17 protein-coding genes and 1 pseudogene are annotated in these 21,301 nt (G+C 70.4%); 14 read left to right on the top strand and 4 right to left on the bottom strand.

The genetic code is table 11. The annotated features are described in order from the left end of the window. From AOK11_RS00720 to AOK11_RS44315, 7 genes and pseudogenes are all read left to right on the top strand, one after another. Window positions 1-600: pseudouridine synthase (locus AOK11_RS00720; RefSeq protein WP_157869254.1), on the top strand; the 600-nt coding region annotated here is incomplete at its 5' end. A 61-nt stretch (window positions 601-661) separates the two neighbouring features. Further along, window positions 662-1,360 carry an NUDIX hydrolase gene (locus tag AOK11_RS00715; RefSeq protein WP_055591640.1) on the top strand — a complete coding sequence of 233 codons (699 nt, stop codon included), beginning with the start codon at window positions 662-664 and terminating at the stop codon, window positions 1,358-1,360. Window positions 1,361-1,525: 165 nt separating this feature from the next. Then, window positions 1,526-3,427, top strand: coding sequence for an ATP-binding cassette domain-containing protein (locus AOK11_RS00710; RefSeq protein WP_055591639.1), 1,902 nt, complete (start codon window positions 1,526-1,528; stop codon window positions 3,425-3,427). Between the two features lie 163 nt (window positions 3,428-3,590). After that, entirely contained in the window at window positions 3,591-4,469 is an 879-nt protein-coding gene (locus tag AOK11_RS00705) for a FadR/GntR family transcriptional regulator (RefSeq protein WP_079034550.1), read from the top strand. Between the two features lie 430 nt (window positions 4,470-4,899). Beyond that, window positions 4,900-6,420, top strand: coding sequence for an RNA polymerase sigma factor (locus AOK11_RS00700; protein WP_055591642.1), 1,521 nt, complete (start codon window positions 4,900-4,902; stop codon window positions 6,418-6,420). 145 nt (window positions 6,421-6,565) lie between these two features. Beyond that, window positions 6,566-7,202: pseudogene (locus AOK11_RS00695) on the top strand (S1 family peptidase); the annotation flags it as partial. A gap of 2 nt (window positions 7,203-7,204) precedes the next feature. Then, on the top strand, window positions 7,205-7,477 hold a 273-nt coding region (locus AOK11_RS44315), incomplete at its 5' end, for a trypsin-like serine protease (protein ID WP_240497164.1). 212 nt (window positions 7,478-7,689) lie between these two features. Here the strand turns inward: AOK11_RS44315 and AOK11_RS00690 are convergent. Continuing rightward, complete coding sequence (locus tag AOK11_RS00690) at window positions 7,690-7,920, bottom strand: DUF7455 domain-containing protein (RefSeq protein ID WP_055571934.1); 231 nt, start codon at window positions 7,918-7,920, stop codon at window positions 7,690-7,692. A 444-nt stretch (window positions 7,921-8,364) separates the two neighbouring features. Between AOK11_RS00690 and AOK11_RS00685 the strand changes: the two genes are divergently transcribed. The 3 genes from AOK11_RS00685 (at window position 8,365) to AOK11_RS00675 (ending at window position 12,812) form a co-directional block, all read left to right on the top strand. Continuing rightward, the gene (locus AOK11_RS00685; protein ID WP_055591636.1) at window positions 8,365-10,488 is read left to right on the top strand and encodes a DNA gyrase/topoisomerase IV subunit B; all 2,124 of its coding nucleotides are present in this window, start codon (window positions 8,365-8,367) and stop codon (window positions 10,486-10,488) included. A 102-nt stretch (window positions 10,489-10,590) separates the two neighbouring features. Further along, on the top strand, window positions 10,591-11,223 hold the full coding sequence (locus tag AOK11_RS00680; protein WP_079034549.1) for a DUF485 domain-containing protein: 633 nt from the start codon (window positions 10,591-10,593) through the stop codon (window positions 11,221-11,223). Then, window positions 11,220-12,812: a solute symporter family protein gene (locus tag AOK11_RS00675; RefSeq protein ID WP_055591634.1), complete on the top strand. Its 1,593-nt coding sequence runs from the start codon at window positions 11,220-11,222 to the stop codon at window positions 12,810-12,812. Before AOK11_RS00680 ends, AOK11_RS00675 begins: the two co-directional genes overlap by 4 nt. Window positions 12,813-12,911: 99 nt before the next feature. Here AOK11_RS00675 and AOK11_RS00670 read toward each other — a convergent pair whose 3' ends face one another. Next, on the bottom strand, window positions 12,912-13,850 hold the full coding sequence (locus tag AOK11_RS00670) for a sucrase ferredoxin (RefSeq protein ID WP_055591633.1): 939 nt from the start codon (window positions 13,848-13,850) through the stop codon (window positions 12,912-12,914). 276 nt (window positions 13,851-14,126) lie between these two features. Here AOK11_RS00670 and AOK11_RS00665 point away from each other — a divergent pair, with 276 nt between their 5' ends. Beyond that, the gene (locus AOK11_RS00665; RefSeq protein WP_095534314.1) at window positions 14,127-14,366 is read left to right on the top strand and encodes a hypothetical protein; all 240 of its coding nucleotides are present in this window, start codon (window positions 14,127-14,129) and stop codon (window positions 14,364-14,366) included. A 60-nt stretch (window positions 14,367-14,426) separates the two neighbouring features. On the opposite strand, the gene AOK11_RS00660 is transcribed toward AOK11_RS00665, so the two are convergent. Beyond that, a complete protein-coding gene (locus AOK11_RS00660) occupies window positions 14,427-14,984 on the bottom strand; it encodes a DUF6082 family protein (protein WP_055591632.1) in 558 nt (185 codons plus the stop codon). Between the two features lie 322 nt (window positions 14,985-15,306). On the opposite strand from AOK11_RS00660, the gene AOK11_RS00655 reads away from it, so the two are divergent. After that, entirely contained in the window at window positions 15,307-16,422 is a 1,116-nt protein-coding gene (locus AOK11_RS00655; protein ID WP_055591631.1) for a CobW family GTP-binding protein, read from the top strand. On the opposite strand, the gene AOK11_RS00650 is transcribed toward AOK11_RS00655, so the two are convergent. Next, window positions 16,419-18,875, bottom strand: a complete 2,457-nt coding sequence (locus AOK11_RS00650) for a DNA gyrase/topoisomerase IV subunit A (RefSeq protein ID WP_055591630.1) — start codon at window positions 18,873-18,875, stop codon at window positions 16,419-16,421. The genes AOK11_RS00655 and AOK11_RS00650 overlap by 4 nt on opposite strands. Window positions 18,876-19,291: 416 nt before the next feature. Here AOK11_RS00650 and AOK11_RS00645 point away from each other — a divergent pair, with 416 nt between their 5' ends. Further along, complete coding sequence (locus AOK11_RS00645; protein WP_079034548.1) at window positions 19,292-20,680, top strand: M16 family metallopeptidase; 1,389 nt, start codon at window positions 19,292-19,294, stop codon at window positions 20,678-20,680. Further along, window positions 20,677-21,301 (top strand): M16 family metallopeptidase (locus AOK11_RS00640; RefSeq protein WP_167353753.1); only part of this gene is annotated, 625 nt, incomplete at its 3' end. The genes AOK11_RS00645 and AOK11_RS00640, both read left to right, overlap by 4 nt.

Here is a 21,301-nt window from a genome sequence, read left to right as displayed (position 1 = left end):
CGCCGGGTCGACCCGGCGAAGGACGAGGTCAAGGTGGACGGGCTGACCGTCGCCACCCAGTCCTACCAGTTCTTCTCGCTGAACAAGCCCGCCGGTGTCGTCTCCACCATGGAGGACCCCGAGGGGCGTCAGTGCCTCGGCGACTACGTCACCAACCGCGAGACCCGGCTGTTCCACGTGGGCCGGCTCGACACCGAGACCGAGGGCGTCGTCCTGCTCACCAACCACGGTGAGCTGGCGCACCGGCTGACCCACCCGCGGTACGGGGTGAAGAAGACCTACCTCGCCCACATCGTCGGGCCGATCCCGCGCGACCTGGGCAAGCGGCTGAAGGACGGCATCCAGCTGGAGGACGGTTACGCGCGCGCGGACCACTTCCGCGTCGTCGAGCAGACCGGCAAGAACTACCTCGTCGAGGTGACCCTGCACGAGGGCCGCAAGCACATCGTGCGCCGCATGCTCGCCGAGGCGGGCTTCCCGGTCGACAAGCTGGTGCGCACCGGCTTCGGGCCGATCACCCTGGGCGACCAGAAGTCGGGCTGGCTGCGCCGGCTGTCGAACACCGAGGTCGGCATGCTGATGCAGGAGGTCGAGCTCTAAGGCCTTGTGTATGACCACACCCCCTTTTATAGTCGACCTGACCATAAAAGGGGGTGCAGTCATGGGCGGCTACGACAAGTACGCCTACGAGCCCTTCGCCGTCACCGTCGACCTCGCCGTGTTCACGCTCCGCACGGGCGTGCTGCACGCGCTGCTCGTCGAGCGCGGTGAGGAGCCGTACGCGGGCCGCTGGGCGCTGCCGGGCGGGTTCGTGCAGCCGGACGAGTCGGCGGAGACCGCCGCCCGGCGTGAACTCGCCGAGGAGACGGGGCTGACCGACGTGTCCGGGCTGCACCTGGAGCAGCTGCGGACCTACAGCGAACCCGGCCGCGATCCCCGGATGCGGGTCGTCTCCGTCGCCTTCACCGCGCTGCTGCCCGACGCCCCCGAGGCGCGCGGGGGCGGCGACGCGGCGCAGGCCCGCTGGATCCCGTACGGCTCCGTGCGGGGGCTCGCCTTCGACCACGACCGGATCCTGGCCGACGCCCGGGAACGCGTCGGCGCCAAGCTCGAGTACAGCTGGCTGGCCACGGCCTTCTGCCCGCCCGAGTTCACCGTCGGCGAGCTGCGCCGTGTCTACGAGGCCGTGTGGGGTGTGGCCTTGGACCCGCGCAACTTCCACCGCAAGGTGACGGGTACACCGGGCTTCCTGGTGCCGACGGGTGGCACGACCACCCGGCAGGGCGGCCGTCCCGCTCAGCTCTTCCGGGCCGGCGGAGCCACCCTGCTCAATCCGCCGATGCTGCGCCCCGAGGTGTGAACGCACCGAGCGGCAGGAGCGGGTGGTGACGCGGAGGCCGAGGCAGAGGCGTCCGGCTCCGGCCGGTGCGGGCCGCGGACACGGATTCCGCGCGGCTGAATTCCCTGTGGTCGGCAGGCCTTGCGGTGCCCGGAAAATCCGATATGGCGCGCTATCTTGCTTCGGGTGATCCAGGCCCTAGGACTGACCAGCAAGCCGCGCAAAGAGCTACCGCCCGCCGTCGACGACGTCTCCTTCGAGGCACCCGCAGGTCGCATCACGATGCTGCTCGGAGTGCCGGGCGCGGGCAAGACGACGGCACTCAGGCTCATGCTCGAACTCCAACCGGGCCGTGGCATCACCTACTTCAGAGGCCGTCCGCTGCACAGCATCGGTCACCCGTCCCGCGAAGTCGGCGTACTGCTGGGTGATGTGCCGGGCCACCCCGCACGCACGGTGCGCGGACACGTCCGCATGCTGTGTGCCGCGGCGGGAGTTCCGGTACGTCGCGGGGACGAAGTCCTGGAAGCCGTCGGGCTCGTGAGCCTGCGGGAGGAGCGCCTCGGCACGCTTTCGCGGGGCATGGACCGACGCCTCGGGCTGGCCTGCGCACTGTTGGGGGACCCGCACACCCTCGTGCTCGACGAACCCGTACGCGGGCTTTCCGCCGGCGAGAACCGCTGGCTGCACGGCATGCTCCGGGCCTACGCGGACCAGGGCGGCACCGTCCTGAGCACCACGGCCGACCCCAAGGAAGCGGCGCGCGCCGCGGACCGGGTGGTCACCCTCGATCAAGGCCGGCTCGTCGCCGACCAGCCGGCCGTGGACTTCTCGCGCACCCGGCTGCGCCCCCGCGTCGCCGTCCGCACCCCGCACGCCACCCGGCTCTCGGCGCTGCTCACCAAGGAGGCCCGTACCGAACGGCGTTCCGTGGAGGTGGCCGAGGACGGCGGCAACCGTATCTCCGTCTACGGCAGTACCTGCGCGGAGGTCGGCGAGACCGCCTTCCGGCACGGCATCGTCGTCCACCAACTCGCTGACGAGGTAGGAGACATGGGGCCTGGCGCGGGTGCGTTCCGCACCGAGGGGCCGACCGCCCCGGACCAGGGGGCGCCCTCCACCGCGACGCCCTCCACCGCGCCGTCGCCGACCGCCGCCACCCCCGACGCCGGGCAACCCGACGACCCTCAGGACTCCCGTCCTGCCGACCGCCTGCCGGCCGACCACTCGCCGGCGGACGGTCGCGCCGGAGACGAGGACCGGGTCCCGGAGGCCGACTCCTCGATCGGACTGCCGCCTCCTGTCTCCGTTCGCCCCGTCCCCCGCCCCCTCCACCCGCTGCGCTACGAGATCCGCAGGGCCACCGGCGTCGGGACCGGGTTCCTCGTCGGGGTGGCCGTGCTCGTGGTGTCCGCGCTCACCGCCGTCCTGCTGGCCCGGATCGGACACACCCCGCAGCCGCGCCTGCTGGCCGCGTGGCCCAGGGAGCTGCCCCTGCCGCCCGCGGCGATCGGGGCGGGGCTGCTCGGAGCGCTGGCCTTCGGCGACGAGTTCCGCCACCCCGCCCTGGCGGCGGACCGGGGCGGGGCACCCCGGCGACTGGGGCTGCTGACGGTCAAACTCCTCGTCGCCTCGGCCGCCGCGCTGGTGCTGGCCGTCCTGACGATCGGGTGCGATGCGGAGCTGCTCCACCTCGTCTACGGGCGGGAACTCATCGAGATCCCCGCCGACTGGCTGCCGCTCGGCGCGAGTTGGCTCGGACTCGTGATCGGGTGCGCCTGGGTGGGAGTGCTGGCCGCAGGGGTCTTCCGGTCCACCGCCGCCGGTCTCGCCACGGTCGTCGCCGTCCCCCTCCTCGTCGGGCCCCTCGTGCGCAAGCTGACCGAGGGGCCGCCGGTGCGGGCCGCGGCCGGGGCGCCCCTGCGGATGCGCGAGGTGACCCCGCTCCGCGGGTCCTTCGAGGGCGAACGGTATCTGGAGGGGGCGCTGCGGATGATGGCCCAACCGGTGGGTGGCGCAGTGGCGTTGTCCCTCGTGGTGCTGCTCTGCGCGTATCTGCTCACATCCTTGCGCAACAGGGCCCGATGACGATCGACGGTGCCTCGATCGGTCCGCCGATGCCTGCAACTCCCCGGAGGGAGCCCGCTTCCTTCCGATAAGGCGTCAATTGCGACGGGGTGAGCGATCACCCTTTCGTGTGCTTTTCACCAAACTCCTCAAGGGAGTTGGGAGCCGCGCCGAAAAAGGATGCGTGAGTACCCTTGCGCACACCATGATGACCACCGCCCGCTCCGCAGACTCCGGCCTCGCGGGTCCGGGCGAAATCGACCGCTACCCCTATGCCGACGCGCCCGCCGGCGGCCGTGTCGGGCCCCCTGCCTGGGACACCGATCCCGAGCTGGGCCGTGGGAGCCGCCGCAGCGCGGGCAACCGCGGCCGCGGGTTGCACGGCCAACTCGTCCAGCAGCTGGGCCAGATGATCGTCTCGGGTGATCTGGGCGCCGACCGGCCCCTGGTTCCCGAGGAGATCGGCCAGCGCTTCGAGGTCTCCCGCACCGTCGTCCGCGAGTCGCTCCGTGTCCTGGAGGCCAAGGGCCTGGTCAGCGCCCGCCCCAATGTCGGCACGCGCGTGCGCCCGGTCAGCGACTGGAATCTGCTCGACCAGGACATCATCGAGTGGAGGGCCTTCGGACCGCAGCGCGACGACCAGCGCCGTGAGCTCAGCGAGCTGCGCTGGACGATCGAGCCGCTGGCCGCCCGGCTCGCCGCCGGGCACGGACGCGAGGAGGTCCAGCAGCGTCTGTCCGACATGGTGGAGATCATGGGTCACGCCATGGGGCAGGGCGACGCGCTGACCTTCGCCCGAGCCGACTCCGAATTCCATTCGCTGCTGATCCAGCTCGCCGGCAACCGCATGCTGGAGCACCTTTCCGGGATCGTGTCCGCTGCGCTGCAGGTCTCGGGCGGGCCGCTCACGGGCTGTGAGCGGCCGAACGAAGCGTCGCTCGCGCACCACGGCCGGATCGTCGACGCGCTCGCCGGCGGCGACGGCGCGGCGGCCGAAGCGGCCATGCGCCAGTTGCTGATGATCCACCCCGAGGTCGAGCGAGTGGTACCCGGCCCGCGCTAGCGCTGACCGCGTTCTGCGGACGGCCCGGCCTGCCATCCCCCTCCTGTGGCACCCTCCGACCGGTGAGCCGCCCGCTGTAGGACCCCGCGGGATCACCTTCGATCCCGCGGGGTCCTACAGTGATGAAGGGGCCGTAAGGTCCGGCACAGTGCCGCCGTCACCCCCGAGTGACCGTCTTTGTCGTGATCTGATCGATTATGGACACTTACGGGGTGTGACTCGGGCCACGCGGATTGGGCGTAACGCTCCTGGAAAGAACGCGATGACCTAAGAGGTGACAGTCGCGGAGGGAATACGGACGCCGTTCACGGCGCTGTGCAACTCCCCGGCCCCCGCCCGCATCGTCGGCCCATCCCCAAGCCGGCGGTCGGCTCCTGTCCGTCGTGGACGGGGCCGGAAGCCGTTTTCTCAACGTCCCGAGAGGTTGTTCGTGTCGGCCAGCACATCCCGTACGCTCCCGCCGGAGATCGCCGAATCCGTCTCTGTCATGGCGCTCATCGAGCGGGGAAAGGCTGAGGGGCAGATCGCCGGCGATGACGTGCGTCGGGCCTTCGAAGCTGACCAGATTCCGGCCACTCAGTGGAAGAACGTACTGCGCAGCCTCAACCAGATCCTCGAGGAAGAGGGTGTGACGCTGATGGTCAGTGCCGCGGAACCCAAGCGCACACGAAAGAGCGTCGCCGCGAAGAGTCCCGCCAAGCGCACCGCGACCAGGACGGTCACGACGAAGGCGACGACCACCCGGAAGGCCGCCGCCACCGCCGCGTCGGCCGCACCCGACGGCGCCGAGGAGGAGGCACCCGTCAAGAAGGCGGCTGCCAAGAAGACCACCGCGAAGAAGGCGGCCGCCAAGAAGACGGCGGTGAAGAAGACGGCCGCCAAGAAGACCGCCGCCAAGAAGGACGACGCCGAGGCGACCGACGAAGAGACCGTCGAGGAGACCAAGGCGACGGACGAGCCGGAGGGCACCGAGGCCGCCGGTTTCGTCCTCTCCGACGAGGACGAGGACGACGCGCCCGCCCAGCAGGTCGCCGCCGCCGGTGCCACCGCCGACCCGGTCAAGGACTACCTCAAGCAGATCGGCAAGGTGCCCCTGCTCAACGCCGAGCAGGAGGTCGAACTCGCCAAGCGGATCGAAGCCGGTCTGTTCGCCGAGGACAAACTGGCCAACTCCGACAAGCTGGCGCCGAAGCTCAAGCGCGAGCTGGAGATCATCGCCGAGGACGGCCGGCGCGCCAAGAACCACCTTCTGGAGGCCAACCTCCGTCTGGTGGTCTCCCTGGCCAAGCGCTACACCGGCCGCGGCATGCTGTTCCTGGACCTCATCCAGGAGGGCAACCTCGGTCTGATCCGCGCGGTGGAGAAGTTCGACTACACCAAGGGCTACAAGTTCTCCACCTACGCCACCTGGTGGATCCGTCAGGCGATCACCCGCGCGATGGCCGACCAGGCCCGCACCATCCGCATCCCGGTGCACATGGTCGAGGTCATCAACAAGCTCGCGCGTGTGCAGCGCCAGATGCTCCAGGACCTGGGCCGCGAGCCCACCCCGGAGGAGCTGGCCAAGGAACTCGACATGACCCCGGAAAAGGTCATCGAGGTCCAGAAGTACGGTCGTGAGCCCATCTCCCTGCACACCCCGCTGGGCGAGGACGGCGACAGCGAGTTCGGTGACCTCATCGAGGACTCCGAGGCCGTCGTCCCGGCCGACGCGGTCAGCTTCACGCTTCTGCAGGAGCAGCTGCACTCCGTCCTGGACACCCTGTCCGAGCGCGAGGCGGGCGTCGTCTCCATGCGTTTCGGTCTCACCGACGGTCAGCCGAAGACCCTCGACGAGATCGGCAAGGTGTACGGCGTCACGCGCGAGCGCATCCGTCAGATCGAGTCCAAGACCATGTCGAAGCTGCGTCACCCGTCGCGCTCCCAGGTCCTGCGCGACTACCTCGACTAGGGCAGCGATCGCAGCGGTCCCGCGAGGTCGAACCGAGGCCCGGCCCCTTCAGGGGGCCGGGCCTCGGTGCTGCTCCGCGGGTGCGGGGCATGACGGGGTGAATCACTCTGGGTATCCCATCAATTCCCCAGTGTGAGGAGAGCGCATGCGTCGTCGCCTAGCCCGGGCCCTGGCCCGGCCACTGGTCATCGCCGCTGCCACGACCGCGATACCGCTGGCAGCGGCCGCTCCGGCGGCTCCGGCGGTCGCGGACCGCATCGTCGTCGGAGGGTTTCCGGTCGATGTGGCCCAGAGTCCTTGGACCGTGGCGCTGTCCAGCCGTGACCGGTTCGGGGGTACCCGGGCGGGACAGTTCTGCGGGGGTGTGGCCGTCGGCCGGACCACGGTGCTCACCGCCGCCCACTGCATGAGCGAGGAGGTTCTGGGAGCGACGCCGGACCGGGTGCCCGACCTCAGAGTGATCTCCGGTCGTACGGATCTGCTGTCGGACCAGGGGGAGGAGACAGAGGTGAGCGAGACCTGGGTGAATCCGGGCTACGACCCGCTCAGCAACTCCGGAGATTTCGCCGTGCTCACCCTGGCCGCACCGCTGCCCTCCGGCTCGGTGATCGGCATGGCCGGCGCGGGCGATCCCGGGTACTGGGCCGATACCCCCGCGACCGTCTACGGCTGGGGGGACACCACGGGATCAGGGACCTATGCTGGCAGCCTGCACGCGGCCCGGGTGCGTGTGCTGCGCGACGCCCTGTGCGAGGAGGCCTACCCGGGCCGCGTGCAGGCTGNNTGCGAGGAGGCCTACCCGGGCGGCAGCGAGGGCGCGTACCGCGCCGGGACCATGCTGTGCGCCGGTGAGCAGGACGGCGGGCCGGACGCCTGCCAGGGGGACAGCGGCGGACCGCTGGTGGCCGAGGGGCGGCTGATAGGCCTGGTGTCCTGGGGCAGCGGATGCGGCTGGGCGGACAGTCCCGGGGTCTACACGCGTGTGTCCGAGGTTATGCGGACGCTCGGCCGGGCTTCGGCCCAGCAGGACGGAAAGGCGGCGCCCGACGGCCCCTGAGAGCGCCTGGCGAGCCCTGAGCGGGCCTCCCGGGGCTCTCCCGGGGCTCTCCCGGCAGTTACCCGGGGCCGACCCGGGGCCGAGGAAAGGGCCAGGGGTGAAAGCGCACGAGAAAAAGGCGGCTGTCTCCGCATCGGAGGCAGCCGCCCCTCCTGCCGGCTTGTGCCGGTCTGGCTCGTCGTCGTACGCGAGATGTCAGCGCGTCTCCGTGATCAGCGCTCTTCCTCGACGGCAGGGGCCGACGGGGAAGTCAGCCGCTCGCTCTCGTCCTGTATCTCGGCGGCGATCTTCTTGAGTTCCGGCTCGAACTTGCGGCCGTGGTGGGCGCAGAAGAGCAGTTCTCCGCCGCTCAGCAGGACGACGCGCAGGTATGCCTGGGCGCCGCAGCGGTCGCAGCGATCGGCGGCCGTCAGGGGGCTCGCGGGGGTCAGAACAGTAGTCACGTCGCCTCTTCTCTAGCTCGACGAGCTGTCGTACCAGGGTCAACATCCAACCAGGCCCAAAACGTTCCCGCTCGTGGCTGCTTCTCGAAAAAATCTTTCCGAGGTGGCCGGATGTTGCCGGTTGGCGGCGAATGTGCCGTATCGCGTGTCTGTGTCGTCGTACGGATTCGCGTCGGATCGGTGGTGGTCGGCCCTCCCGGCTGGGTTGCCGGTTGTTCTTGAGGACGTGCCCGGAGCCTAAATGGTTCATGCCTGGAAGGGAACGTGATGTGTGCTTCACTCCATCGAGGGATCGAACAGGTATACGACTCTCGACTAGTCTAGGTTTCAGACGAGGGTGGCGTGACAACGGCTCTACCAGGCCTCGGTACCCTCTCACCGGTGACAAGCGACGCGCCCTTACCCATGAGGGCCCCATCTGAAATTCAGCGAGGAGCGAACCGCGTGACCGCCGAGACGTCCGTGCCGTCCACAGCGCTGCTGGCAGGAGCAGACCGGGACGGTTCCAATTACACCGCGCGGCACCTGCTCGTCCTCGAGGGGCTCGAGGCCGTGCGGAAGCGCCCCGGAATGTACATCGGATCGACCGACAGCCGCGGTCTGATGCACTGCCTCTGGGAGATCATCGACAACTCGGTGGACGAGGCCCTCGGGGGCCACTGCGACCACATCGATGTGATCCTCCACGACGACGGCTCGGTGGAGGTCCGGGACAACGGCCGCGGCATCCCGGTCGACGTGGAGCCCAAGACCGGCCTCTCCGGTGTCGAGGTCGTCATGACCAAGCTGCACGCCGGCGGCAAGTTCGGCGGCGGTTCGTACGCCGCCTCCGGCGGACTGCACGGCGTCGGCGCGTCCGTCGTCAACGCGCTCTCCGCGCGGCTGGACGTCGAGGTGGACCGCGGTGGGCACACCCACGCGATCAGCTTCCGCCGCGGCGTCCCCGGCGCCTTCGCCGCCCTGGGCCCGGACGCGAAGTTCGAGGCCGGGAGCGGGCTGCGCAGGACCAAGAAGATCCCGAAGACCCGCAGCGGCACGCGTGTGCGCTACTGGGCCGACCGCCAGATCTTCCTCAAGGACGCCAAGCCGACCCTGGAGACCCTGCACCAGCGCGCCCGCCAGACCGCGTTCCTGGTGCCCGGCCTGACCATCGTCGTCCGTGACGAGCTCGGGCTCGGCGACGGTGGCAGCAAGGGCGAGGAGTCCTTCCGCTTCGACGGCGGCATCAGCGAGTTCTGCGAGTTCCTGGCCACCGACAAGGCCGTCTGCGACACCCTCCGCTTCACGGGGCAGGGCACCTTCAAGGAGACGGTCCCGGTCCTGGACGAGTACGGCCAGATGACACCCACCGAGGTGACCCGCGAGCTCGGCGTCGACGTCGCGATGCGCTGGGGGACCGGCTACGACACGACGCTCCGGTCGTTCGTCAACATCATCGCCACCCCCAAGGGGGGCACCCATGTCGCCGGCTTCGAGCAGGCCGTCGCCAAGACGGTGAACGAGGTGCTGCGCACGAAGAAGATGCTGCGCGTGGCCGAGGACGACATCGTCAAGGACGACGCCCTGGAGGGCCTCACGGCGGTCGTCACCGTCCGCCTGGCCGAGCCGCAGTTCGAGGGCCAGACCAAGGAGGTCCTCGGCACCTCGGCGGCCCGCCGCATCGTCAACACCGTGATCTCCCGGGAGCTCAAGGCCTTCCTGACCTCCACCAAGCGCGATGCCGCCCAGCAGGCCCGCGTGGTCCTGGAGAAGGCGGTCGCCGCGGCCCGGACCCGCATCGCCGCCCGTCAGCACAAGGACGCCCAGCGCCGCAAGACGGCCCTGGAGTCCTCCTCGCTGCCCGCCAAGCTGGCCGACTGCCGCAGCGACGACGTCGAGCGCAGCGAGCTGTTCATCGTCGAGGGAGACTCCGCCCTCGGTACGGCGAAGCTCGCGCGGAACTCCGAGTTCCAGGCGCTGCTGCCGATCCGGGGCAAGATCCTCAACGTTCAGAAGTCGTCCGTGACGGACATGCTGAAGAACGCGGAGTGCGGGGCGATCATCCAGGTCATAGGGGCCGGATCCGGGCGGACGTTCGATATCGACGCGGCTCGCTACGGCAAGATCATCATGATGACCGACGCCGATGTGGACGGCTCCCACATCCGCACCCTGCTCCTGACGCTGTTCCACCGCTACATGCGGCCCATGGTCGAGTCCGGCCGGGTGTTCGCCGCGGTGCCGCCGCTGCACCGTATCGAGCTCGTCCAGCCCAAGAAGGGTCAGGACAAGTACGTGTACACGTACTCGGACCGCGAGCTGCGCGACAAGCTGATGGAGTTCCAGACCGGGAACATCCGCTACAAGGACTCGATCCAGCGCTACAAGGGTCTCGGCGAGATGGACGCCGACCAGCTGGCCGAGACCACCATGGACCCGCGCCACCGCACCCTGCGCCGGATCAACCTCACCGACTTGGAGGCCGCCGAGCAGGTCTTCGATCTGCTCATGGGCAACGACGTCGCTCCGCGCAAGGAGTTCATCTCCAGCTCGGCGGCGACACTGGACCGGTCGCGCATCGACGCGTGACCGCCGTGCGACCGACGCGGAGCGGTCCCCGCTGTCACCTGATGGGGTGAAGCAGAACGGGAAGAAGAGCCGGGGATCCTCCCGTTCTGCCCATTCTTGGGCATGCAGCAAAGCGATGACCGCCCCCACCCGGGCGGAGGCGGTCCTGAGGGTCCCGCCGGACATGGAGAAAGACGCTCCGCGCCTCCCGGGCAAGGCTCGCCCGGACAACCCGACGGCGGCCATCTCCCGCTCCCCGGCGGGCCGTTCGGTGCCGTGAGCTATGACGACCCCTGGTACGACGCGCTCGCCTCGGGCTGGGGCGAGGGCACCGGCAAGGGCACCGGAGCACCCACGGCGGTTCGCACACCGCCGGTGCGGGCGGCGGGCGTACCGGCCGCGCGCGGGCGGGAAGGCGCCGCGGCGGTGGCGGACGTGTACCTCCAGGTCCAGCGCAGCGCCGCGTTCCAGGAAGTGCGCAGCCGCTACCGGAGGTTCGTGGTCCCGGCGGTCGTCGTCTTCTGCGCCTGGTACGTGGCGTACGTCGTGACCGCCACCACCGCGCCGGACCTGATGGCGCGGCCGGTGTCCGGCGCCGTGAACGTGGGGATGCTCGCCGGGCTCGGCCAGTTCCTGACCACGTTCCTGCTCACCTGGGCCTACGCACGGCACGCACGGCTGCGCAGGGACCGGGCGGCACTCGAACTGCGCTGGGACACACAGGAATTGGCGCGCGGCCGGGGCGGTGAATCATGACGGGCAATCACCAGGCGCTGGCACTCCTGCTGTTCAGCGCGTTCGTCGCGGTCACCCTGGGGATCACCACCTGGGTGAGCCGCCGACGGCAGGGATCGGCCGAGGAGTTCTACGCCGGCGGTCGGCTCTTCTCACCGATGGAGAATGGTTTTGCCATCGCGGGCGACTACATGTCCGCCGCCTCCTTCCTCGGCATCTCCGGACTGATCGCCCTCTTCGGCTACGACGGGATGCTGTACTCGGTGGGCTTCCTGGTGGCCTGGCTCGTGGTGTTGCTCCTGGTCGCGGAACTGGTGCGCAACTGCGGCCGGTTCACCCTCGCCGACGTGGTGGCCGCCCGGATGCGGGAACGTCCCGTCCGCATCGCCGCGGGAACGTCGTCGGTCACCGTGTCCGTGCTGTACCTGGTGGCGCAGATGGTGGGCGCGGGCAGCCTGGTCGCGCTGCTGCTCGGCGGCCGGAGCGAGGCGGCGCAGGCCTGGACCGTCGTCGGCGTCGGGGCGCTCATGGTGATCTACGTGTCGATGGGAGGGATGCGGGCCACCACCTGGATCCAGATCGTCAAGGCGGTCCTGCTGCTCGGCGGCACCGTCGTGCTGACCGTCCTCGTCCTGCTGCGGTTCCACGGCGACTTCAACCGACTGCTGCTCACGGCGGCCGAGCGCAGCGGTCACGGAGAGGCGTTCCTGGCCCCCGGGCTCGCCTACGGCGGGGACTGGACGTCCCGGTTCGACTTCATGAGCCTGGGGCTCGCACTGGTGCTGGGCACGGCCGGGCTGCCGCACATCCTGTCCCGCTTCTACACCGTCCCGACCGCGCGGGCGGCCCGGCGCTCGGTCGTCTGGTCGATCGGGCTCATCGGCGGGTTCTACCTGATGACGATCGTGCTCGGGTTCGGTGCCGCCGCCGTCGTCGGACCGGACGCCGTGCGCGGGTCCAACGCGGCCGGGAACACGGCGGTTCCGCTGCTGGCGCTCGACCTCGGCGGCGGCGCCGGCTCCACCGGCGGAACGGTGCTGTTCGCGATCGTCGCCGCGGTCGCCTTCGCCACGATCCTCGCCGTCGTCGCCGGGATCACGCTCGCCTCGTCGGCGTCCGTCGCCCACGACCTGTACGCGTCCCTGCGGCGCCGCGGTGGAAAGCCGCGCAGCGAGGTGGCCGTGGCCCGGGTGGCCGCGCTCGGCATCGGCGTGCTGGCGATCGCGCTCGGCCTGCTGGCCCGTGATCTCAATGTCGCCTTCCTCGTCGGGCTGGCCTTCGCCGTGGCCGCCTCCGCCAACCTGCCCGTGCTGCTCTACTCCCTGTTCTGGCGCGGATTCACCACCCGGGGCGCCGTGTGGGCCGTCTACGGCGGGCTGATCCCGGCCATGGTGCTGGTCCTGCTGTCCCCGGTGGTCTCCGGCAGTCCGGAATCCCTGTTCCCCGGTGTCGACTTCCACCTCTTCCCGCTCCAGAACCCCGGCCTGGTCTCCATCCCGCTCGGCTTCCTCGCCGGCTGGCTCGGCACGGTCACCTCGGCCGAGATTCCCGACGAGGCCAAGCACGCGGAGGCGGAGGTGCGGTCGCTGACGGGCGCGGGGGCCGTGTGACGCGGGCCGTGACGGCGCCGGGGCGTCCGAGTGGGGCGGGGCCGTGCGACGACGCTCAGGTGCGGGGCGGCCACCCCACCCCACGCAACGGTGTTCCGGTCAGCTCGCGAGCGCGGCCATGGTCACCTCGCGGATCGCCACCACGTCCATCCGCGCGGGCGAGCCCAGCGCCGACCCGCAGCTCTCCGCGCGGGGCGGCAGGGACGACCCCTGGGCCACCTCCACGCACCAGTGGCGCCCGTCGGCGTGCGCGACGGTCACCTCCCAGCACGGGGCCGCGCCGTCCGTCCGTACGACGGTCAGCGCTCCGGCGGCGTACTCGCCCACCGCGGTGCGCACGGCCAGCTCGGCCGCCTGGCCGGGGCGCTCCCAGGCGGAGCTCCCGCGGCACCCCTCCACAAGAATCCGGCCCTCCTGCGCGCCGCGCAGCGCCTCCTCGACGGTACGCGCCTCGGCCCTGCCGTACGCGTAGCCGTGGGGCAGTACGAGAACCGTGGGGGAGAAGCGGTGTCCGCCCAGGTGGGTGACCTCCCAGACGCCCTCGACACCGGAGGCGGCGAGCTCGGCCGCCAGGGGCCGGCCGAGAAGTGCGCAGCAGCGGTCGCGCTTGCCGTTGGTGCAGACGAGGGCGAGCGGGTCGCCCTCGTGCGGCCGCCCGCCGAGTGCCGCGGCGAAGGTGCCGCTGTGCCCCCTGCCGAGGGCCGCGAAGTCGAGGCCGAGCAGGCGCTCGGGGTCCGTGGTCGTGGCGGCGTGCAGCCACGCGCTGCCGGGCACGGTGTGGGCCGCGTACACCCGGCGCGGGGTGGGCGTCCGGCGGTCCGCGTGGCGTCCGGGGCGCCTGATCAGGGCGATACGCACCCCGGTGTCCGACGCGGCGGCCTCCAGGGCCCGGCCCAGCGCCGGGTCGAGGTGGCTCGACGTGAGCGCCTTGGGGCCCCACGGACCGGGCTGTTCCAGCAGGATCCAGGTCCTCGCGGTGGCCGCTGTTCCCGCGACGGGTTCGTCGAGCTCGCGGGAGGCGGTTGAGCACGTACTCACAGAGGTGAGCCTAACCTGAGTTGTTCCTGAGCGCCGAGCGGCACCACCTTGGCGCAATCCGCCGTCAACCACCCCGAGTTTTTCTGATCACCGGTTCTCCGATCACTCGTGCTCCGGAGAGTGATATGAATGCGCGCAAGCGTTGCGCCTATTGAGGTGCGAGGCGGTCGCGTCGTGGCGAGCCGTCCCCCGGTCGGGGCTCGGACCTGCGAAGATGCCGTCGCGTAGCAGCGGGCGCGGGCCCGCTCGTGCCTTGAGGACAAAGGAAATTCATCAGTGAGTCAGATCATCCGCCGCCTTGGTGTCGCTCCACGTCATCGAGGCAGTACCGGGGGCGGGACCTGTCCCGACATCTTCGAGTTGGTGGACGGGAACTTCGCGGTCATCGGCACGGACATGACTGATTCGCTCGACGCCCAACTGCCCGAGGACGCGGCTCGGGCCGACTACGAACGCATCGTCGTGATTTCCCGGGAGACGCTGATCAAGGCGAAGGCGGACATCCCGGACGCCTAGTTGCAGCGGTCGGACGGACCCGCCCCTTACGGCGGTGCTGCTGCGGGGCGGTGCTGTGGCTCACGCGTCGAGGGGTGGTTCGCCGACCACCCACCACTCGTCGGTGTCGGCCTCGTCGAGTTGCAGCAGCAGGTCGTCGATCAGCCGGCCGAGTTCCGCCTCTTCGGTTCCCGTCAGGCTCGCGCGCTGATGCCGCGTCGCATACCAGTACTCTCTGACGATCGGGTTCTGAAACATGCCCCGGGCGTGTTTGAAGAATTCGTCCCGGCTGAGGTTGCCGATGCGGTAGTAGCAGAGCAGGTTCGTGTACAGGGCGTTGGCGAAGAGGTACTGGCGACGCTTCTGCGCGGTGACCGGAATCTCGAAGATGTCCAGGACTTCGGTGAGTTCGGGGTCGTCCATCGCTTTGCTCAGCAGTTCCCAGTGCTGGCGCTGCTGGCTCGCCAGATTCGCGTGCCGCTGGGCGTGCGACTGCTGTTCCAGGCGTTCCAGGCGGGTGCGCAGCGACTCCAGCGTGTGGCGTTGGACCGCCGCGGTGGCGAGGATGCCCGCGGCCATCCCCAGTCCCGCCACCGCGGCGACATCAAGCCCGCGCTTGCGAATTTTCCGTGTGGCCATGTCAATTACCCCCGATCAGGCGGCCGTCCGCCGGCCGTCGGGGTTCGGGTCGACTGCAGGGGACCGGCGAGCGGTGGGCGGCGCTTGCCGTCTTCCAGGGTGCCGAGCGGCTCTGATCGGCGGGAAGGCGGAGAGGCGGCGCACGGAGGGAAGCGAGGGTCGCACAATCCGGCGCCTTGTCCAACGTCTGCCCCGCGATTGCTGCTAACAATCGTTCACTTCGCCGCAGTTCTCACTGCTCGTATCCTGGGGGGTCAGTTGATTCCCGGACGTACGCCGAGGCGCGAGCCGGGGTACGCGTAGGGGTGAGAGAGGTCGCGCGGTGGAGCGGAGCAGCGGTCGGCAGATTCCGGTCGTCGTCCTGGCCGGATTTCTCGGATCGGGGAAGACCACCCTGCTCAACCACCTTCTCCACCACAGCGGAGGCAGTCGTATCGGGGCCGTCGTCAACGACTTCGGTGCCATCGAGATCGATGCCATGGCCGTGGCCGGAGCGCTCGGCGACTCGACCGTCTCGCTCGGCAACGGATGCCTGTGCTGTGCCGTCGACGGCAGCGAGCTCTACGTGTATCTCGAGCGGCTGGCGCGGCCGTCCGCCGGGATCGACGTCATCGTCATCGAGGCCAGCGGTCTCGCCGAGCCGCAGGAACTCGTGCGGATGGTGCTCGCCAGCGAACATCCCCGGATCGTGTACGGCGGACTCGTCGAGGTCGTGGACGCCGCCGAGTTCGAGGAGACCCGGGCCAGGCACCCCGGGATCGACCGGCACCTCGGCCTCGCCGATCTGGTCGTGGTGAACAAGCTCGACCGGGCGGCGGACGCGGAGGGCCTGCTCGATGTCGTGCGGTCGCTCGTCGAGCGTGCCGCCGTCGTCCCCGCCACGTACGGCCGTGTCGACCCGGAGCTCCTCTTCGACTGCAGGCCGACCGAAGAACGCGTCGGGCAGCTCTCCTTCGACGACCTGCACCGGCACGGACCCGACGCCGACGAGCACGCCGGCCATCTGCACGCCCGGTACGACAGCCTGTCCTTCGCCTCCGCCGCGCCGCTCGACCCGCGGCGGCTGATCCGGTTCCTCGACAGCCGCCCGGAAGGGCTCTACCGGATCAAGGGATACGTCGACTTCGGGTCCTACGACACCGTGAACCGGTACGCCGTGCATGCCGTCGGGCGGTTCCTGAGGTTCTACCCGGAGCCCTGGCCGGCCGGTACGGAGCGGCTCACGCAACTGGTGCTCATCGGGACCGGCATCGACAGCGCCGTCCTCCGCAAGGAACTGGAGGAGGCCTGCGGCAGCGAAGTCCCCGACGCCTCCGTTGCCCCCGGCGCCCCACACGCCGACGAGCAGGGCATGTGGGGCGTGCTGCGGTACGTGCAGGAGCCCGATGACCTGCAGGACCAGGAGGACCCGCAGGGCCAGGAGGACCCGCAGGGTTAGACCCGCCCCGCCACCACCGCCACCGTCTTCGGCAGCGGCACTCCCGAGCCGTCGCGGCGCGGGTCGGGCTCCGGCAGGTCGACCGGCGTCCCGTTCTTCTGGGAGGCGCGGGCCGGGGTGGGGCCGGCCCAGGCCAGGGACAGGCAGTCCTCGCCCTTGAGGAACCGCTGGCAGCGCACCCCGCCGGTGGCCCGGCCTTTGCGCGGGAACTGGTCGAACGGGGTCAGCTTGGCCGTCGTCTGGACGGAGTCGTCCAGCGTGCCGCGCGAGCCGGCGACCGTGAACACCACCGCGTCCGTCCCCGGATCGACCGCCGTGAAGGTGATGACCTTCGCGCCCTCGGCGAGCTTGATGCCCGCCACGCCGCCGGCGGGACGCCCCTGCGGGCGGACCTGCGAGGCCTGGTAGCGCAGCAGTTGCGCGTCGTCGGTGACGAAGACCAGGTCCTCCTCACCCGTGCGCAGTTCGACGGCGCCGACGATCCGGTCGCCCTCCTTGAGGGTGATGACCTCCAGTTCCTCCTTGCTGGAGGGGTAGTCGGGCACCACCCGCTTGACGACGCCCTGTTCCGTGCCGAGCGCGAGGCCCGGCGACGCCTCGTCGAGCGTCGTCAGGCAGATCACCCGCTCGTCGTCCTCCAGGGAGACGAACTCCGAAATCGGCGCCCCGCCCGAGAGGTTCGGGGTCGGCATGGACTCCGGCAGCTGCGGGAGGTCGACGACGTTCACCCGCAGCAGACGCCCCGTCGAGGTGACCACGCCCACCTCGCCCCGGGCGGTGGCCGGCACCGCCGAGAGGATCATGTCGTGCTTGACCCGCTTGGCGTGCGCCCCCTTGGGGAACGGCTTCGCGTCCGCCGTGCGGGCGAGCAGGCCCGTGTCGGAGAGCAGCACCCGGCACGGGTCGTCCGCCACCTGAAGCGGCACGGCGGCGACCGGGGTGGCGGACCCGTCCAGCAGGACCGTACGGCGGTCGTTACCGAACTTCTTCGCCACCGCGGCCAGTTCGGACGAGACCAGCTTGCGCAGCTCCGCGTCCGACTCCAGGATGCGGGTCAGCTCCTCGATCTCCGCGTTCAGCCGCTCCTGCTCCGCCTCCAGTTCGATGCGGTCGAACCTGGTGAGGCGGCGCAGGGGGGTGTCCAGGATGTACTGGGTCTGGATCTCGCTCAGCGAGAACTGCTCCATCAGACGCTGTTTCGCCTGCGCGGAGTTGTCGCTGGAGCGGATCAGGCGGATGACCTCGTCGATGTCCAGCAGCGCCGTGAGCAGGCCCTCGACCAGGTGCAGACGGTCGCGCCGCTTGCCGCGGCGGAACTCCGAGCGGCGGCGGACCACAGTGAAGCGGTGGTCGAGATAGACCTCCAGCAGCTCCTTGAGGCCCAGGGTGAGGGGCTGGCCGTCCACCAGGGCCACGTTGTTGATGCCGAAGGACTCCTCCATGGGGGTCAGCTTGTACAGCTGCTCCAGGACCGCCTCCGGTACGAAGCCGTTCTTGATCTCGACGACCAGCCGCAGACCGTGGGCGCGGTCGGTGAGGTCTTTGACGTCGGCGATGCCCAGGAGCTTCTTCGAACCGACCAGGTCCTTGATCTTGGCGATCACCTTCTCCGGGCCCACCGAGAACGGCAGTTCGGTGATGACCAGGCCCTTGCGGCGGGCGGTCACCTCCTCCACGGTGACCGTCGCGCGGATCTTGAAGGTGCCGCGGCCCTTCTCGTACGCGTCCCGGATGCCCGGGAGGCCGACGATCCTGCCGCCGGTGGGCAGGTCGGGGCCCGGGACGTGCTTCATCAGGGCGTCGAGGTCCGCGTTCGGATGCCGGATCAGGTGGCGGGCGGCCGCGATCACCTCGCGGAGGTTGTGCGGCGGCATGTTGGTGGCCATGCCGACCGCGATGCCCGACGCGCCGTTCACCAGGAGGTTCGGGAACGCGGCGGGCAGGGTCGTCGGCTCCTGCTCCTGGCCGTCGTAGTTGGGTGCGAAGTCGACCGTGTCCTCGTCGATGGACTCGGTCATCAGGCTCGTGGCCTCGGTCATCCGGCTCTCGGTGTACCGCATGGCCGCCGGCGGGTCGTCGTTGCCCAGGGAGCCGAAGTTGCCGTGGCCGTCGACCAGGGGGACCCGCATCGAGAAGGGCTGCGCCATGCGCACCAGGGCGTCGTAGATCGATGTGTCGCCATGGGGGTGCAGCTTGCCCATGACCTCGCCGACCACGCGCGCGCACTTCACGTAGCCGCGGTCGGGACGCAGGCCCATCTCGTTCATCTGGTAGACGATGCGCCGGTGCACCGGCTTCATGCCGTCGCGCGCATCCGGCAGGGCGCGGGAGTAGATGACCGAGTACGCGTACTCGAGGAAGGAGCCCTGCATCTCGTCGACGACGTCGATGTCGAGGATCCGCTCCTCGTACGAGTCGTCGGGCGGCGGGGTCTTCGTGCTGCGGCGGGCCATCGCTGCCGGCTCCTTGCTGAAGCGTGGGACGGTATCTGACGCGGACCATTGTGGACCGCCGCACCGACAACCGGGACCATGACCCCCGCCGCTGTCCTCCGTCGGGGGCCGGGGCGGGGTGCCGGCAGAGTACGCGCACCTCCCGCCGGCACCGCGAGCGGGGCACCCGGCGCGACCGGGGCGTGCCGGCGCCGGGCGCGCACCTCGTACGCGGCGTGATCCCCTGTCCAGCGCGGTCCCGTACACCCCACGAACCCCATGAGTACCGTGCCGTCTCACCCGTATCCGCGGTTCTCGCTCTCGGCGTACCCGGTCCCCTCCGGGAACTTCGCCGGTGCTCCGCACGCTTGCATACAGTGGCAGGACCGGCACAAACGGCGGATGCGACGACCGCCTCCGCGATCGAAGGGACATACATGCCCATGGGTCACACGGCCACCGCCCAGGCAGGCCCCGGCGGCCTGACAGCGACCGAGCACCGGCTGCCCAACGGCCTGCGCGTGGTGCTCTCCGAGGACCACCTGACCCCCGTCGCGGCGGTGTGCCTCTGGTACGACGTCGGCTCGCGTCACGAAGTCAAGGGCCGCACCGGCCTGGCTCACCTTTTCGAGCACCTCATGTTCCAGGGGTCCGGCCAGGTGAAGGGCAACGGCCACTTCGAACTGGTCCAGGGGGCCGGAGGCTCGCTCAACGGCACCACCAGCTTCGAGCGGACCAACTACTTCGAGACCATGCCGACCCACCAGCTGGAACTCGCCCTCTGGCTCGAGGCCGACCGCATGGGCTCCCTGCTGGCCGCCCTGGACGAGGAGTCCATGGAGAACCAGCGGGACGTCGTCAAGAACGAGCGCCGCCAGCGCTACGACAACGTCCCCTACGGCACGGCTTTCGAGAAGCTGACCGCCCTCTCCTACCCGGAGGGCCACCCGTACCACCACACGCCCATCGGCTCGATGGCGGACCTGGACGCGGCCACCCTGGAGGACGCCCGCGCCTTCTTCCGCACGTACTACGCGCCCAACAACGCCGTGCTCTCCGTCGTCGGTGACATCGACCCGGAGCAGACGCTCGCCTGGATCGAGAAGTACTTCGGCTCCATCCCGTCCCACGACGGCAAGCCCGAGCCCCGCGACGGCTCGCTGTCCGGGATCATCGGCGAGGAGCTGCGTGAACTCGTCGAGGAGGAGGTCCCCTCGCGTGCGCTGATGGCCGCCTACCGGCTGCCCGAGGACGGCACGCGCGCGAGCGACGCGGCGGACCTGGCGCTCACCGTCCTCGGCGGCGGCGAGTCCTCGCGGCTCTACAACCGGCTGGTGCGACGGGACCGTACGGCCGTGGCGGCCGGATTCGGCCTGCTGCGGCTGGCCGGGGCGCCCTCCCTGGGCTGGCTGGACGTGAAGACGTCCGGTGACGTGGAGGTGCCCGTCATCGAGGCCGCGGTCGACGAGGAGCTCGCCCGGTTCGCCGAGGAGGGCCCCACGGCCGAGGAGATGGAGCGCGCCCAGGCGCAGCTGGAGCGGGAGTGGCTGGACCGGCTCAGCACCGTCGCCGGCCGGGCCGACGAGCTGTGCCGGTACGCCGTCCTGTTCGGCGACCCGCAGCTCGCCCTCACCGCCGTAGGGCGCATCCTCGACGTGACCGCCGAGGACGTCCGGGAGGTCGCCAAGGCCCGCCTGCGTCCCGACAACCGTGCGGTGCTCGTCTACGAGCCCGTCGCCTCCGGGGCAGGGGAGTCCGAAGAAGCTGCCGGCGCCGAGGAAGCCGCGGCCGCCGGTACCGACGAGAACGAGGAGACGGCGAAGTGACCGAGCTCGCCACGATGGATTTCCACCCCCAGCCGCAGGCGGGCGAGGCCCGGCCCTGGGCCTTCCCGGCCCCCGAGCGCACCATCCTCGGCAACGGTCTGACGGTGCTGCGCTGCCACCGTCCCGGCCAGCAGGTCGTCGCCGTCGAGGTGCTGCTCGACGCGCCCCTGGAGGCCGAGCCGGCCGTGCTCGACGGTGTCGCCACGATCACCGCGCGGGCGTTCTCCGAGGGCACCGACAAGCACTCCGCCGAGGAGTTCGCCGCCGAGCTCGAGCGCTGCGGCGCCACCCTGGACGCCTACGCCGACCACCCCGGCATCCGTCTGAGCCTCGAGGTGCCGGCCTCACGGCTGGCCAAGGCACTCGGGCTGCTCGCCGACGCCCTCAGGGCGCCCGCCTTCGCCGACAGCGAGGTCGAGCGCCTCGTCCGCAACCGCCTCGACGAGATCCCGCACGAGCTGGCCAACCCCTCCCGCCGCGCCGCCAAGGAACTCTTCAAGGAGCTGTTCCCGGCGACGTCGCGCATGTCCCGCCCGCGCCAGGGCAGCGAGGAGACGGTCGCGGCCATCGACTCGGCGGCCGTACGAGCCTTCTACGAGAAGCACGTCCGCCCCGCGACCG

This window comes from Streptomyces hirsutus (assembly GCF_001418415.1).
Taxonomy (GTDB): domain Bacteria; phylum Actinomycetota; class Actinomycetes; order Streptomycetales; family Streptomycetaceae; genus Streptomyces; species Streptomyces hirsutus.
The sequence above is the reverse complement of the archived record's forward strand: the minus strand, read 5'-3'. Positions and strand labels throughout refer to the sequence as shown.

Coding starts and splice junctions, on each gene's coding strand:
- AOK11_RS00715 (WP_055591640.1), top strand. CDS start 662: ATGGGCGGCTACGACAAGTACGCCTACGAGCCCTTCGCCGTCACCGTC.
- AOK11_RS00680 (WP_079034549.1), top strand. CDS start 10,591: ATGCAGCAAAGCGATGACCGCCCCCACCCGGGCGGAGGCGGTCCTGAG.
- AOK11_RS00675 (WP_055591634.1), top strand. CDS start 11,220: ATGACGGGCAATCACCAGGCGCTGGCACTCCTGCTGTTCAGCGCGTTC.
- AOK11_RS00660 (WP_055591632.1), bottom strand. CDS start 14,984: ATGGCCACACGGAAAATTCGCAAGCGCGGGCTTGATGTCGCCGCGGTG.
- AOK11_RS00650 (WP_055591630.1), bottom strand. CDS start 18,875: ATGGCCCGCCGCAGCACGAAGACCCCGCCGCCCGACGACTCGTACGAG.
- AOK11_RS00645 (WP_079034548.1), top strand. CDS start 19,292: ATGCCCATGGGTCACACGGCCACCGCCCAGGCAGGCCCCGGCGGCCTG.